12 protein-coding genes are annotated in these 13640 nt (G+C 63.4%); 9 read left to right on the forward strand and 3 right to left on the reverse strand.

Going from position 1 to position 13640, the window contains the following annotated elements:
• Positions 1 to 69 precede the first annotated feature (69 nt).
• The 4 genes from ACTIFE_RS15645 to ACTIFE_RS15660 all read left to right on the forward strand — a co-directional run bounded on the left by ACTIFE_RS15645 (position 70) and on the right by ACTIFE_RS15660 (position 5123).
• Positions 70 to 657: a flavoprotein gene (locus ACTIFE_RS15645; protein ID WP_439530095.1), complete on the forward strand. Its 588-nt coding sequence runs from the start codon at positions 70 to 72 to the stop codon at positions 655 to 657.
• 16 nt (positions 658 to 673) lie between these two features.
• Positions 674 to 1363, forward strand: coding sequence for a gamma-glutamylcyclotransferase (locus ACTIFE_RS15650; protein WP_439530096.1), 690 nt, complete (start codon positions 674 to 676; stop codon positions 1361 to 1363).
• Between the two features lie 246 nt (positions 1364 to 1609).
• The gene (locus ACTIFE_RS15655; RefSeq protein WP_439530097.1) at positions 1610 to 2869 is read left to right on the forward strand and encodes a vanadium-dependent haloperoxidase; all 1260 of its coding nucleotides are present in this window, start codon (positions 1610 to 1612) and stop codon (positions 2867 to 2869) included.
• A gap of 331 nt (positions 2870 to 3200) precedes the next feature.
• On the forward strand, positions 3201 to 5123 hold the full coding sequence (locus ACTIFE_RS15660) for a MaoC/PaaZ C-terminal domain-containing protein (RefSeq protein WP_439530098.1): 1923 nt from the start codon (positions 3201 to 3203) through the stop codon (positions 5121 to 5123).
• On the opposite strand, the gene ACTIFE_RS15665 is transcribed toward ACTIFE_RS15660, so the two are convergent.
• Positions 5073 to 5963, reverse strand: coding sequence for a LysR family transcriptional regulator (locus tag ACTIFE_RS15665; RefSeq protein WP_439530099.1), 891 nt, complete (start codon positions 5961 to 5963; stop codon positions 5073 to 5075). The genes ACTIFE_RS15660 and ACTIFE_RS15665 overlap by 51 nt on opposite strands.
• A gap of 473 nt (positions 5964 to 6436) precedes the next feature.
• On the opposite strand from ACTIFE_RS15665, the gene ACTIFE_RS15670 reads away from it, so the two are divergent.
• From ACTIFE_RS15670 to ACTIFE_RS15690, 5 genes are all read left to right on the forward strand, one after another.
• Positions 6437 to 7105, forward strand: coding sequence for a prephenate dehydratase (locus tag ACTIFE_RS15670; protein ID WP_439530100.1), 669 nt, complete (start codon positions 6437 to 6439; stop codon positions 7103 to 7105).
• Between the two features lie 9 nt (positions 7106 to 7114).
• A complete protein-coding gene (locus ACTIFE_RS15675) occupies positions 7115 to 7531 on the forward strand; it encodes an acyl-CoA thioesterase (RefSeq protein WP_439530101.1) in 417 nt (138 codons plus the stop codon).
• 35 nt (positions 7532 to 7566) lie between these two features.
• Positions 7567 to 8796 (forward strand): acyl-CoA dehydrogenase family protein, encoded by a 1230-nt coding sequence (locus tag ACTIFE_RS15680; protein WP_439530102.1) that lies wholly within the window; start codon positions 7567 to 7569, stop codon positions 8794 to 8796.
• A 92-nt stretch (positions 8797 to 8888) separates the two neighbouring features.
• Entirely contained in the window at positions 8889 to 9593 is a 705-nt protein-coding gene (locus ACTIFE_RS15685) for a glutathione S-transferase N-terminal domain-containing protein (RefSeq protein WP_439530103.1), read from the forward strand.
• A gap of 45 nt (positions 9594 to 9638) precedes the next feature.
• Positions 9639 to 11012, forward strand: a complete 1374-nt coding sequence (locus tag ACTIFE_RS15690; protein ID WP_439530104.1) for a glutamate--cysteine ligase — start codon at positions 9639 to 9641, stop codon at positions 11010 to 11012.
• Between the two features lie 231 nt (positions 11013 to 11243).
• On the opposite strand, the gene ACTIFE_RS15695 is transcribed toward ACTIFE_RS15690, so the two are convergent.
• Both ACTIFE_RS15695 and ACTIFE_RS15700 read right to left on the reverse strand, forming a co-directional pair.
• Positions 11244 to 12830 (reverse strand): ABC transporter ATP-binding protein, encoded by a 1587-nt coding sequence (locus tag ACTIFE_RS15695; protein ID WP_439530105.1) that lies wholly within the window; start codon positions 12828 to 12830, stop codon positions 11244 to 11246.
• Positions 12827 to 13630 (reverse strand): ABC transporter permease, encoded by an 804-nt coding sequence (locus ACTIFE_RS15700; protein ID WP_439530106.1) that lies wholly within the window; start codon positions 13628 to 13630, stop codon positions 12827 to 12829. Before ACTIFE_RS15700 ends, ACTIFE_RS15695 begins: the two co-directional genes overlap by 4 nt.
• Between the last annotated feature and the right edge of the window lie 10 nt (positions 13631 to 13640).

Consider the following 13640-nt stretch of genomic DNA (forward strand, 5'->3'; position numbering starts at 1 on the left):
GGGCCGGCGGCTTGTCCTGCCGGCCCCCAAGCTCCGACACCGCCGAAAGCCATCCGAGGATCTGTCGTCATGGACAAGCTGAAACCTGCTGAACCCGCAAAGCCGCGCATTCTTGTCGGCGTCACCGGATCGGTCGATGCAATGCTCTTGCCGCATTACATCCGGCGTATCCGCCAGTTGATGGATTGCAGCATGAGCGTGATCCTGACCCCGGAAGCGCTCACCTTCGTCAATGCCGACAGCATCGGTCTGATCGTCGAGCGGGTGATCTGCGGTGAGGACCCGAAGGACTGGAACACGGACCGCCCGGGCAAGATCGCTGCCGATCATGATCTGATGATCGTTCTTCCGGCCACCGCCAATACATTGGCGGCAGCGGCACATGGCACGGCGCAGAACCGTCTCACCATGATGTTTCTGGTCGCCACATTCCCGATCCTGTTCTTCCCGGTCATGGGGCCGACCATCTGGACCAAGCCGGTCGTTCGCCGCAACGTCGAGATGGTGCGCACCGATGGTCATACGGTGATCGAGCCGGCATGGAAGGAACAGTACGAGCCGGACTACGGCCGCATGTACGGCCACTACACGCTGCCGGAGCCGGAAGACGTCGTTTCGGCCATCCGCGAACATCTGGCCTTGCGTCTGGCAGCCTGAAACCGCGGAGGTTGTCATGATCACCCGGGAACGGTTGCTGGATGGCTCTTTGCTGGCCGAGTGGAGGGCCGCTGCGCTGCCCGGAGCACCTCTTCGCAGCGATGCCGAGATCGAGGCCTCGCTGGAAGATGCCCTGTCCCGGCGTCCTGGAAACCGCGGAGCGGATGTCTGGGTCTTCGGATATGGCTCGCTGATCTGGAACCCGACATTCCTTTTCGACGAGCAACAGGCTGCCGTCACGAAGGGCTGGCATCGCCGGTTCTGCATCTGGACGCGGACAGGCCGTGGGACGCCGGACCGGCCGGGTCTGACGCTCGCGCTGGACCGGGGTGGCGCGTGTCGCGGCGTGGCCTTTCGGATATCCGCGCATCAGGCTGAGCACGAACTGCTGCTCTTGTGGCGGCGGGAGATGGCCAGTGGCGTCTATGAGGCGCGCTGGGCGAGTTTGCGGCTTGCCGATGGCCGGCGAACGGACGCGGTGACTTTCGTCGCCAACCGGTCGCATGAACGTTATGTGCGGGGGCTGACGACCGCCGAGATCGCGGCCTGCCTTGCGACAGCCAAAGGGCCGCTCGGTACCTGCGCTGAGTATTTCCGCAACACGGTCGACCATCTTGACCAGCTCGGATTGCCGGACAATGGCCTTCACCGGATCCGGCGCGAGATGAACGGGTTGGCGGTGCCCCTGCTTGCAGCCAGCGTCTGAGTCCTTGACCCCCTTCGCTGCGGGCCTGCCGCGCCGGTTCTGCTTGATCTGTTCCAGCTGACAGGGCGGCTGTCCCGGCGGTGCTTGCACTCGTTTTTGATTGCAGTGTCGTGTCCTCCATGATCGTGAGGGAGGTCATTTGGAAAATCGAATTGCTAGCTGGAATTCAATTGTCGTAAGGTTTATTTGTCTATTGGAGGGGTATTCATAATGTCATTCAAGATTAATTTTGTCGCGAAATGTGCGATGTCATCATTTGTTGCGCTCGTTGCGACCGGAATTATTCTTCCTTTGCCAGCAAAAGCGGAAATTTCATCCGACTGGCAGGTCATCGCCATCAAGACCTTGAAAGAAGCAAAGTGGACCAATCAGCGCCAGCAGCGTGGGTTGACCATTCTGCATGTTGCGATGTTTGACGCTGCAAACGCCGTCACGGGGACTTACGGGCCTTACGCCTTGGGCAATGTCGAGCCATCCAGCGCTTCAGAACGAGCCGCCGCCTCACAGGCTGCCTATCAGGTCCTGGCCACATTCGTTCCGGAGAAGGAGCCGGATCTGCGCAAGGCGAACGCCAACGTTCTTGCTGGCATTTCCGATGCGGCTGCACGAGATGCCGGGGTCGCCCTCGGGGACAGTGCGGCCAAGGCCATCCTTGCGCTGCGAGACAATGACGGCGCAGACTTCACCCCGGATTTCACACAGGCAGCGGCCGCGCCGGGCATCTATCAGCCGACGTCGGATGCGCCGATGGTCAGCCCGCGCATGAAGAACCTGAAGCCATTTTCGCTGGCCTCCGCCGGCCAGTTCCAGGTTCCGCCACCGCCGCCGGTCGGCAGCGCGCAGCACCTGCGCGATATCGAGGAAACCAGGCTTCAGGGTGGGGCGCTGACCCAGACCGACCCGGAAAAGCTCGCCATCGCGAAATCGCATGCGGGCAACGGTCTCTTCCCGTGGAACAAGATTGCCCGCCAGCGGCTGGCGGACTGCCAGGCCACGACGCTGGAGGAGGCAAGGGTGCTTGCGCTGCTCAATGTCGCCCTTCAGGATTCGGTGATTGCCGGGTTCAAGGCGAAGTATGACTACGCTTTCTGGCGTCCGTACACGGTGATCCGCGCCGGTGGTGCTGGCTTTGGCCAGCCGGAGCTTGCGGCAGATCCGGATTGGACCTCGGTCCTGCAGGCGCCGATGCATCCCGAGTATCCCTGCCAGCATTGCAGCAATGGCGCGGCAGCCCAGGCCGTTCTGGAAGCAGAGCTGGGCGCCGGCCAGTTCGCCTTCACGATGGAGAACGAGCCCGGCAAGCCGCGCAATTACAACAGCTTCCGCGCATATGCAGAGGAAGAGGCGCTCTCGCGTATCTATGCCGGAGTGCATTTCCGCTGGTCAAACATCACCGGTCAGGCGCTCGGGCGGCAAGTCGCTGCGCACACCCTGGGAACGGCGATGATGCCGCGGATTGCCCAGGCTGAAGCTGGAACGTCGCTGGCAGATCGTTGCCCGAACTGACCACGATTGAAAATCTGAGGGTGGGCCGGTGTTCCGGTCCACCTGCGGATTACTGACAGGCAACGTCCTCCGGCGCGCCCATGACCCTCCAGAACCGGGAAGCAGATCGATGCAGGACAGGTTTCTGAGCAGCTCGCCTCCAAGCTATCTTGCCGGCGCTTGGCGTCCCGGTGAGAGCTTTCGATCCGGATCAGATCTCCAGACTGTTCCTCAGGCTGGCCAGCACAGCGTCAAGGGTGCCCGGTCATGCGCCAGCGGCGTTCGGGGCCGCCATGAAGTGCAATCCTCAGTGCTCACTGATGCCAGCCTGCCAGACGCTTTTAGCAGACCGGTGCCGGCAGACATCCAGACGGCCCTGACGCTGGCGCGAAGTGCCGGTGGGGCGGCACTGCGGCGGCAGCCGTTCCATGCGCGAGCAGCGCTGCTGCAATCCCTGGCCGACCGGCTGGAAGAACGCCAGACTGCATATCTCTCCGTTGGCGTGCATCCCGCTCGCACGGTGTTCGCGCGCCGGCTGGATCTTGAGGCGGCCGTCGCCGCACTGCGGTCGATGGCGCGGGCCACCTTGTCGATCTTGCCCAATACGACGCATCTGGCAGACGGCGAGCCAGAACAGCTTGCTGCGGACGGCACGTTCCTTGGCCAGCATGTTCTGGTTTCACGGCGCGGCGTCGCCGTTCTTCTCACCGGGCCAGATCTGCCACTCTCTGATCTGCCACTTTTTGATTTAGCAGAGCGGATTGGCGCGACGCTCCTTGCAGGTCTTCCGGTGCTGGTCCTGCCCGGGTTGCCAGGTGCAGCGCTTGCTGCCCGTTTTGTCCGCGATGCCCTCGCGACGGGCGTCTTGCCGGATGCGTCGCTGCAACTCTTCAGCGGGCCGCGTCAAAACGTCTTCTGCCATCTTGGCAGCCAGGATGTCGTGACGTTCCGAGGTTCGGCGGCGGAGGGACGCGCCCTGCGGGCCGATCCGTTGCTGGCTGCTGCCTCGGCTCGTCTTCTGGTCGAGGATTGCGGCACCAGCACGTTCGTTCTCGGCCAGGATGTCGGCCCGGCGGATCCGTTGTTCGCGGCCTGCGTGGATCGATTGCGGCAGGTCCAGGTGTCGTCGAGCCGGCATGGGGTGATCTGTCAGGTTCTGGTGCCGGCAGAGCTTGCGGCTGCGCTTTGCGAGCAGCTGATGAAGCCACTTCCCGCCAGCGCGTCGGATCATCCCCGGTCGCGGGTGATCTGCCTCGAAACACTCGTCGATGCTGCAGTTCTGACGCGAATTGAAGCCGATGGGCCCGTGATTGCCCTGATGGCCCATGGATCCCAGGTCAGCTTTGCGGATCGTCTGGCGAGCCTTGCGCCCGCAGCGGTGGCACATGTCTTTGCCCGCGAAGTCACGCTTGCTGATAGTCTGTGCCGGAGTTTGGCCCCAAGGCACCGCCGTGTGCTCTGCCACGACGGGTCCGGTGTCGGCATCCATCTGTTGCAACCGGCCAGGCGACCGCAGCCGGCGTCGGCCTCACAAGGCCCTGACTGCCTGCGCGATACCTCGCATCCTTGGCAGAATCCGCCAGATCGGGCTGCACCATTGCCTGACTATGCCCATGGCGAGACCCTTGTGTCGCTGCTGCGTGACTACATGCAAAGGTCTGCTCTCCAAGGATCACCGGAGATGCTGGCTTCGGTGCTCGGGCAATGGGTGCCCGGAGCGATGCGCCGTGACGCCCAGCCTCATGCGCTGGCCGGGTCTGGGGCCGGAATTCAACCTGGCGACACGATCGTGACACCAGCGCGCCGGATCACGGTGGCTGACATCGAGAACTTCGCCGCGCGCACCGGCGACCGGTTCTATGCGCACATGGATCACGGTGCGGCCCGCTCCAATCCGTTCTTTGACGGGCGCGTCGCGCACGGGTTTCTTGTGCTCAGCTTGTCCGCTGGCGTCCTTCTGGCAACGCGTCAGGAAGCCCGTCTGGACCGGTTCGAGATCCAGTCGCTCCGCTTTTCCAGTCCGGTCTATCCAGGCGATGACCTGCATGTCGTCCTGACGGCGCGCCAGATTTCCAGGGCAATCGATGGCGCGTTCGATCAGGTCTGGTGGGACTGCGCCATCGTCCGGGGCGAGGGCGATGCGGTTGCCCGGTATGATCTTCGAACGAGCCTCCGAGCTTTGGCGACAGTTCCTGCGCAATGCCCCGACGCCCCGGCACCGACTTCAGCTCACGGGGGTGTTGGCGGGTTCCTGCAAGATCATGCGGAGGGCTGAAATCAGCGGATCCTGTTTGCGGCTGCTCAGGGACGCAAACAGCACACGTACGGCCGACTGCACCTCTGTGATCAGCTCGACCTCGCCGCGGTCCTGTGCCTCGAGCGCTGTTGTTGCGTGCAGCAGGCCAAGGCCAATACCCCCGGTGACCAGTGTGAGCGTGATGCTCTCCCGGTCGATGCTGATGATCCGGCGTGGCCGGAACTGGTGGCGCCTGAACACGTTCTCGGCCGCAACCCCGCAGCAGGTCCCCCCGGTCGGAAAGATCCAGGGAAGTTCTCCCAAAGCCTGCCAGTCCGTCTTTTCACAGTCCGGCACCAGGCCCGGGGCCGCAGCCAGATAGATGCTGAACTCGGCGACGTCGTGGCAGTCGAGGTCCCCTTCGGGTTCTCCGGCCTCGTTGTAGAACCCGGCATCCAGCGCCCCGCTGCGCAATCCTGCGAGGATCTCCGGCGACGTGCCATGCTGCAGTGTCACCTCGACGTCCGGAAACCGCCGCGACAGGTTCATCATCAGCAAGCCGACGGCATCCATGCTCATGCTGCTGCCTGCGCCGATGTGCAGCCTGCCGGTGAGTTGCCCCTTGATCCGGGAGGCCTCGTCAATCAGATCCCTGTGCGCGACAAGTGTCTGCTCTGCCTTGAGCAGCAGCTTTTGTCCGTCGCTCGTCAGGGACATGCCCCGCGACGTCCGGTCGAACAACGTCAGGCCCAGGGTATCCTCGATTGCCTTGATATGTGCGCTGACGGCCGGCTGGCTCAGGTAGAGCCGTTCCGATGCGCGTGTGATGCTGCCCTCTCGGGCAACGGCGACAAATGTCCTCAGCTGATGAAAATCCATATTGACTTCCCGCTACGTCACGTGGCGCGCCCGGTCAACCCTTGCCGCATCACTCCTGCGCTGTCCACCACCTTGTCTTGCAATCATGGGATGCGCCGGAGTGCGTCACAAATCCAAAAGCGCCGTGTTTCAGCCGGTTCATGCTGCACTGCAGCCAGGACGCGCTGCGAGGTGGCGAATCTTTGTGCAGAAAAGACGGGGGCTCCGGATGTGACATGCTGCCTTGATGCGCCTCTCATGATCCTTTTCGGACACCCTTATTGCGTGTGCTTCTGGTGCAGCTTCCTCACCTGTGCTGATGCCTGCAATCAGGAAATGCGATTTGCTGTGCTGCCGGGAGGCTGCGTATGGTCTAGGGGCATTGATGACGGTGCGTTTGAATTGAACGCTGCCAATCAGCTGATCTGGCGGATTATTGCGGCCAAATTACTTTGTCTGGACCCGTATCTCGGGTGGATTGAAGGAGAACGGCGATGAGCAACAGCTGGTCCGAGCCTTTAGAGGCCCCTTATCCGGGCACGGAGCGTCCGCCATATATTCCACAACTTGAAGATGTTGTTGCTTCCTTTGCCTGGGTTCATCAGGTCCATACCCTCGGGCCGAGCGGAACCAATTGCGAACGGGCGGGCCTGCACTGGCGCAGCCGCAAGTGCCCTTCCGCCCAGATCCGCCTGCATGGGTCCATCGAGGAAGCAGCCGAGGCTGTTGCGCTGCGGGAGGATGCGGTCTTTGTCGGTGTCGCCGCCTATCCGCATCTGCATTCCGTCATCTACGGCCATATCCAGCTGCTCAGGATCCTCGATGTGTTCATCGCCAACACCGACGAAATGGTGCTGGCCTCGCGGACCGGAGCAATGCCCGAGGTCTGCGCCACCCATCCGGCACCGGAGCGACTGCTGCCGTCCGAGATCACCCGGCATTTTTCGTCCAGCAATGTCGCGGCGGCCGAGGATTGCATCAAAGGCCTTGCCGATGGGTGCATCACCACCCGCCGCGCCATCGACCGTTTCGACCTGAAGATCGTGCGCAGCTTCGGCTCCGTCCCGATGGCTTTCACCATCCACGGTCCCCATGCCGCCGGTGGGGCGGATCAAGCAACCTGTGCCCCGGGCCAGGCCCTTTCGTGCAATCGCAGTGTATGAGGAAAGAACATGACCCGTCAGTCTTTTGAAACCGCCGTCGAGATCCGTTATCGCGACACCGATTCCATGGGTCACGTCAGCAGCCCGGTCTATTATGACTATCTGCAGTCGGCCTATCTCGAATACATGCACGAGATCCTTCAGACGCCGAAGCGTGAAAAGCTTCCGCACATCATGGTGAAGACGGCCTGCGAGTATGTTGCCCAGGCGAAATACGGCGAGAAGATCGTCATCTGCAGTCACATCACCAAGTTCGGCACCAAGAGCTTCGAGATGGAACATGTCATGCACCTTGACGACGAGGACCGGCCGGTCGTTGCCCGGGGCAACTCGGTGCATGTCATGTTCGACTATGCCAAGCAGGCCACCTATCCGGTTCCGGACGAGTTCAAGGACAAGATCCTGACCTTCCAGGGCTCGCTCTGACCGGTTTTCCCGAACGACCTTCAGGGGAGGTGACGATGCAACTGCTATGGACGCCGGACCAGATGCGCCTGCGTGGCCTCTACCGGGAGATCGGACGCGAGATGTCTGCCCATGCGCGTGCTGCCGATACCTTTGACCAGTCCACCTGGGACGCGGTTCGCGCGGCCGGTCTCTGGCGCATGATCGTTCCGCCCGAGCAGGGCGGTGAGGGACGTGACTGGTGGGGTTTCACGGCTGCGCTGGAGGGGCTTGCCTCCTCCCTGCGCGCGCCGGGGATCCTGCTGTCCATCATCGCCCAGGCCGGCATGGTGCGGGCGCTGGACCGTTTCGGCACCGAGGCGCAGAAGAAACACTATCTTCCGCGCATTCTTGCCGGCGAACTGACTGCCACGGCCATCGCCGATCCCGACACGGGCACCGATGTGCGGGCGACCTCGTCGATCCTGACCCCGTTGGCCAACGAAACCTTCGCGCTCAACGGGTCGAAATACAACATTGCCCACGCACCGGTGGCGGGCTTCATCCTGGTGATCTGCAAGCTCGATGACCATCAACGCAGCGGCATCTCGCTGGCGCTGGTCGATGCGTCCATGCCCGGCGTCCATGCCGGCCCGCGCGATGACAAGCTCGGCAACCGGGATCTGCCCACCGGCTCCCTGCGGTTTGACGACGTCCGGCTCGACTACGGCCATATGCTCGGCGTTCCGGGCGAGGGGCTGCGCAATCTGGTCGACATCGTCTCCCTCGGCCGGCTTTATTACGGGCTGGTCGCGGCCGCCATGCTTGAGCCGATGCTGGCGGAGGCGCTGGCCTATGCCCAGCGGCGCGAAACCTTCGGTGTTCCGATCCTCGAGCACCAGCATGTGCAGCGCCGCCTGACGGATATCTGCATTGGCATGGAGAGTGGCAAATGGGTCGCCTATGGCGCGCTCAGCCGGTTGCTCGCCGGCACGCCGGACTCGGTGATGCTGTGCTCCATCGCCAAGCTCGTCGGCGCCGATGCGGTGGTCGACAGCGCGCTGGACCTGCTGCGTCTTTATGGCAGCAAGGGCTACCATGAGGGCCCGGTCGCTGATTTCCTGCGCAACGCGCTCGCCTTCTGCGCCGTTGGCGGCACCGATGAGATGCACCGCCGCAACATCATGAACCAGATGATCCGGCTGGCGCCAAAAGCTGGCGCCGTGTCTGACCGGGCTGTGAAGCCGGCGCAACCGGATCGGGAGGCTCAGCCGTCTCCCGCGCCAGTTCAGGCCGCAGTTGCCTGAACGCAGCCCGCTCCGGCCTGAGATTGGCGTCCTGGCCGGGGCGGGCATTGTCCGGAAACACATCCTTGGATCCGTCTATCAGGAGGTTCGCCATGCCGCGACGTCTCTACAGTCTTGCTTGCGCCGAACGCATCCGGCATTTCTCGCCGCATGTCTGGAAGATCGTTCTGGCCCTGCGGCACAAGGGTCTCGACTTCGAACTGGTGCCGCTGTCTTTCGCCGATATTTCCCGGATCGAGGACGGGTCATTCACCAGCGTGCCGGTGCTCAACGACAACGGTCATCTGGAAGGTGACAGTTTCAGGATCGCGGTCTATCTCGACGAGGCCTATCCCGATGCGCCGTCGCTCTTCGGCGGGACGGGTGGCATTGCCATGGCGCGGTTCTTCGAGGCCTATTGCCACACGGTCCTGCATCCGCCGGTCTCCACGGCGGCGGTGCGCAACATGCATGCGATGATGTCACCGGCGGATCAGGCGCATTTCACGGCCGTTCGCCAGAAGCGCTTCGGTAAGAGCATCGAGGAAATCTACGCCGGCCGCGACGCGGCGATGGCGGACTTCGAGGCGCGGCTTGCACCGCTCAATCACGTTCTGGGCGAGCAGCCGTGGTTTGGCGGAGCCTCTCCCCTGTTTTGCGACCATGTGGTCTTCGGGGCCTTCCAGTGGGCCAGGGTCTGCCTTGATACCCCTATCCTGCCGCAGGGCAGCCGGGTCGCAGACTGGTTCGAGCGTTGCCTCGACCTTTACGACGGGGCAGGCCGCCGTGCCGAGCCGGCCCGGCCGGTGGCGGCATGATCGCGCGTCGTCAGAGTTCCGCTTCGGCAGAAGGTTATTTCATCCATGGCTCGTGACACCACCAACGCCGCGCCGCTGGAGGATTTCGGCACGCTCGTCGCCTATCTGGCGGAGGGCTGCAAGCCCGCTGCCGCCTTTCGCATCGGCACGGAGCACGAGAAGTTCGCCTTCTTTGCCGAAGGCAATCGCCCCGTGCCCTACCATGGCCCGGCCAGCATCTGCGCGCTTCTGGACGGCATGCAGCAGCGGCTCGGCTGGGAACCTATTCTGGATGACGGGCATGTGATCGGATTGGCGTCTGCCGACGGACAGGGGGCGATCTCCATCGAACCGGGTGGTCAATTCGAACTGTCCGGTGCGCCGCTGGAGGACCTGCATCAGACCTGCCGCGAGTCCCGTTTGCATCTCGTCCATCTCCAGGCGATCGCCGAACCGCTCGGGATCCGTTTTCTCGGCGCTGGCGGCAGCCCGGTGTGGCGCATCGACGAGACGCCGCGCATGCCGAAGTCGCGCTATGACATCATGACCCGCTATATGCCCAAGGTCGGAAGCCAGGGGCTCGACATGATGTACCGCACCTGCACCATTCAGGTGAATCTCGACTTCTCCAGCGAGGCCGACATGCGCCGGAAGATGCAGGTCTCGATGAAACTGCAGCCCCTAGCGACAGCCTTGTTCGCCGCCTCGCCGTTCACCGAGGGCCGGCCCAATGGCCTGAAATCCTGGCGCGGCGATATCTGGCGGGACACCGACAATGCCCGCGCAGGGCTTCTGCCCTTCGTGTTCAGCGACACTTTCGGCTTTGCCGATTACGCCGAATGGGCCCTCGATATCCCGATGTATTTCGTCATCCGGGACGGTCGGTACCAGGATTGCACGCACCTGACCTTCCGCCAGTTCATGGCCGGAGGGCTTAAAGGTCAGTTGCCCGACTGGCAGCCAACCGTGGGTGACTGGATCAACCACCTGTCGACGCTGTTTCCCGATGTGCGTCTGAAGCGCTTTCTGGAAATGCGCGGCGCGGATGCCGGCCCCTGGCGGCGCATCTGTGCGCTGCCCGCCTTCTGGGTCGGCCTGCTTTATGATGATGAGGCGCTGGCGGCCGCGCATGACGCCACCGCTGAATGGACCGTGGCGGAGGTTGAATCCTTGCGAAACGCTGTGCCCGCACATGCGCTGCAGGCGCCGTTCCGTGGCCGGCCGCTGCTGGACACGGCCCGGGAGATAATGGCCATTTCCCGCCTCGGCCTGAAGAATCGCGCCCGTCTGAATGATGATGACCGTGACGAGCGCATGTTCCTGGCTCCTCTGGATGACATGCTCGATCGCGGTGCCACCCTTGCAGACGACATGCTCGCCCAGTTCCATGGCCCATGGAACGGCTCTGTTGAGCCTCTTTTTCGCGACTATCAGTGCTGAACCCTGGTCCTTCGGCGTGCCAGCGCACAGTGCCAGACCCACACCCCGAGTCATCCCCGCCGTGTGCGGGGATCCAGCCAACCCCGTGAGCAGTTGCGACGCCGGCTCCGGTTCAGGCCGTATGGATCCCCGCACTCGGCGGGGATGACCGCTGAGGAAACGGCGAGGCGGCGAGGTCATGCCGGTAGGGACGGGCATTTGTTGAGATGATAAGACGGCTAATATTCACTCTTAAGCCTCTGCCACCAGCCGCCCACCAGCAAGGCGATAGGTTCTGTCAGCCAGGCCTTCGGCCACGGACCGGTCGTGGGTGAACAGGACCAGCGTCAGGCGTCGGTCCGCCTTGAGCCGGTTGAGCAGTGCGATGATCTGGGTCCGGGCCGACAGATCGAGCGCGGAGGTCGGTTCATCTGCGACCAGGCAGCGTGATTGGGTTGCCAGACCCCGCGCAATGACGAGGCGCTGGGCCTCGCCACCTGACAGCATTGCCGTCTTGCGCTGCAGGAATGCCTCGTCGACCGGCAGGCCGACGTCTGTCAGCAGTGCTGCGACACGGTCCAGATCATCGCCCTGCGCGCGCGTGGACCAGGACCAGCGGCGCGCGCGCGCCAGCCGCATGGGTTCCATCAGGACGTCCCTGACGGTGAAATGCCGGGCAAGCGCTCGGTGCGGATGCTGCGAGATCAGCGAGGGTGGATGCGCCAATGGCGTCTGCGTCCCCGCATGACCCCAGACCAGCGTTCCGTTCTGCAGAGGTTCAAACCCGGCGAGAATGCGCGCCAAGGTCGATTTTCCGCAACCGCTCGGTCCAAGGATTGCAGCACAGGTTCCTTCGGCGACATGCAGACACAGCCCATCGAGGATCTGGCAGGCTCCGAAGCCGTGGCTTACCTTTATGGCCTGAAGGCCGGGTACATCCGTTTCGCTTCCGGCTTCCAGCTGGTTTTGAGGATCGTCCTTTGTCCGCCAGGCGGCAGTGCCGTGTGGTGCGCGCGTGGATTCGGATCCTGCGCTGCGGCCAATCAACATCTGCCCGACAGGGTGAGCCGGCCGGGACAGGAGCCGCTCTGCCGAACCCATTTCAACCATCGTGCCGCCATCCAGAAAGCCGACACGGTCGGCCAGCGCTCTGGCAAGGTCCAGATCGTGAGTGATGAGCAATTGAGCCCGTTCGCTCACACCCTTTCGAAACGCAGTCAGCGCCAGCGCGCGGTTTTCCGCATCAAGAGCCGCCGTCGGTTCATCCAGCACCAGATGATCCGGCTTGCCGGCAAGGGCAAGGGCGGTCAGCACGCGCTGGATCTCGCCGCCGCTGAGATGGATTGGCCGACGATGATGCAAACGTGCCGGTACATTGAAGTCGAGATAGATCTGCTCTGCTGTTCCAGTATTGATGCCCCGCACCTGCAGCAGTTCCCGCATATGGTCCAACACGCTCATGTGCGGGTTCAGCGAGTCGGCCAGTGCCTGCATGATGAGACCAATGCGACGACCGCGCAGGCGCCGCATTGTGCTTTCAGGTGCTGTGAGGACGTCGACGCCGGCCACTTCGGCCTTGCCCGACGCATGATAGCTGAGGCCATTGCCATTGCCATTGCCATTGCCATTGCCATTGCCGGGACCGGCGCCGGGGCCGGGGCCGGGGCGGGCGGCTGGCGTGGGCCGGATCAAGCCGGTCAGCAGCCGGGCGAGGCTTGTCTTGCCACTGCCCGATGCGCCAATGAGGGCGAAGGTTTCGCCCTGCCGGATATCCAGCGAGAGATCGGCCAGGATGTTCTTGTCCCCTGCCCACAGGCTGAGCCCGTCGATCCTGATCACGTCAGCCCCGCCTTCACCGTCTGTCCTGCGTGCTCCAGCTGTCCCCCGGCCCTGAGAACGCCATGCAGGAACAGGGTCAGACAGGCAGCAGGTGGCACCAGCAGCCAGATCCAGGCGCTCGTGTGCAGATAATCCAGCGCGTCCTGCATCATGCCGCCCCAGGTTACCAGCCGTGGATCGGTCAGCCCGAGAAAGCCAAGTCCGGCCGTCTTCAGCGCCGCCTGCCGGACGTGTTGCAAGAACAGTCCGACGAGTACGGGAGCGATTGCCGGCAGCACGTGTCGTCCGAGGCAATAGGCCCAGGAGCCGCCGAGCCGCCGTGCGACGGCAACGTTTTCCCGGATGAGCTCTCGGCGGAAGACGGTCCTGAGCACGCGGACATCGTCCGGCCAGATCGTCAGTGCCAGCAGCAGCGCGATCCCGCCGAGGTCGGGTTGCACCCAGGCGGCGACCAGCAGAATGACCAGGACAGAGGGGACGATCTGCAGCACATCGACAACACGCATCAACGTTCGTTGCAGCCAGCGGGGCCCGGTCACTGTCAGTCCTGCAAAGAGGATCGATAGGACCAGCGCCGCAGCGGCCGTCAGCAGCGCGATCAACACCGTATTGGGGGTTGCCCGCAACAGGCCGGTCAGCACGTCCTGTCCTATGTCGTTGGTGCCCAGCCAATGCGCAGGTCCTGGTGGCTGCAGCACATCGCGGCTGGTGATATAGGGCGGCAGAACCTCCGGCAACATGAGGCACAGGGCGGCAGCGGCTGCGATAGCTGTCGCTGCCAGGGACGGATGCCAGGACATGCGGCTCACC

This window comes from Pannonibacter sp. (genome assembly GCF_051860505.1).
Classification (GTDB): domain Bacteria; phylum Pseudomonadota; class Alphaproteobacteria; order Rhizobiales; family Stappiaceae; genus Pannonibacter.

Excerpts from the sequence above, each read along its gene's own strand:
- ACTIFE_RS15645 (WP_439530095.1), top strand. The coding sequence starts at position 70 with ATGGACAAGCTGAAACCTGCTGAACCCGCAAAGCCGCGCATTCTTGTC.
- ACTIFE_RS15650 (WP_439530096.1), top strand. The coding sequence starts at position 674 with ATGATCACCCGGGAACGGTTGCTGGATGGCTCTTTGCTGGCCGAGTGG.
- ACTIFE_RS15655 (WP_439530097.1), top strand. The coding sequence starts at position 1,610 with ATGTCATCATTTGTTGCGCTCGTTGCGACCGGAATTATTCTTCCTTTG.
- ACTIFE_RS15665 (WP_439530099.1), bottom strand. The coding sequence starts at position 5,963 with ATGGATTTTCATCAGCTGAGGACATTTGTCGCCGTTGCCCGAGAGGGC.
- ACTIFE_RS15670 (WP_439530100.1), top strand. The coding sequence starts at position 6,437 with ATGAGCAACAGCTGGTCCGAGCCTTTAGAGGCCCCTTATCCGGGCACG.
- ACTIFE_RS15675 (WP_439530101.1), top strand. The coding sequence starts at position 7,115 with ATGACCCGTCAGTCTTTTGAAACCGCCGTCGAGATCCGTTATCGCGAC.
- ACTIFE_RS15680 (WP_439530102.1), top strand. The coding sequence starts at position 7,567 with ATGCAACTGCTATGGACGCCGGACCAGATGCGCCTGCGTGGCCTCTAC.
- ACTIFE_RS15685 (WP_439530103.1), top strand. The coding sequence starts at position 8,889 with ATGCCGCGACGTCTCTACAGTCTTGCTTGCGCCGAACGCATCCGGCAT.
- ACTIFE_RS15690 (WP_439530104.1), top strand. The coding sequence starts at position 9,639 with ATGGCTCGTGACACCACCAACGCCGCGCCGCTGGAGGATTTCGGCACG.
- ACTIFE_RS15700 (WP_439530106.1), bottom strand. The coding sequence starts at position 13,630 with ATGTCCTGGCATCCGTCCCTGGCAGCGACAGCTATCGCAGCCGCTGCC.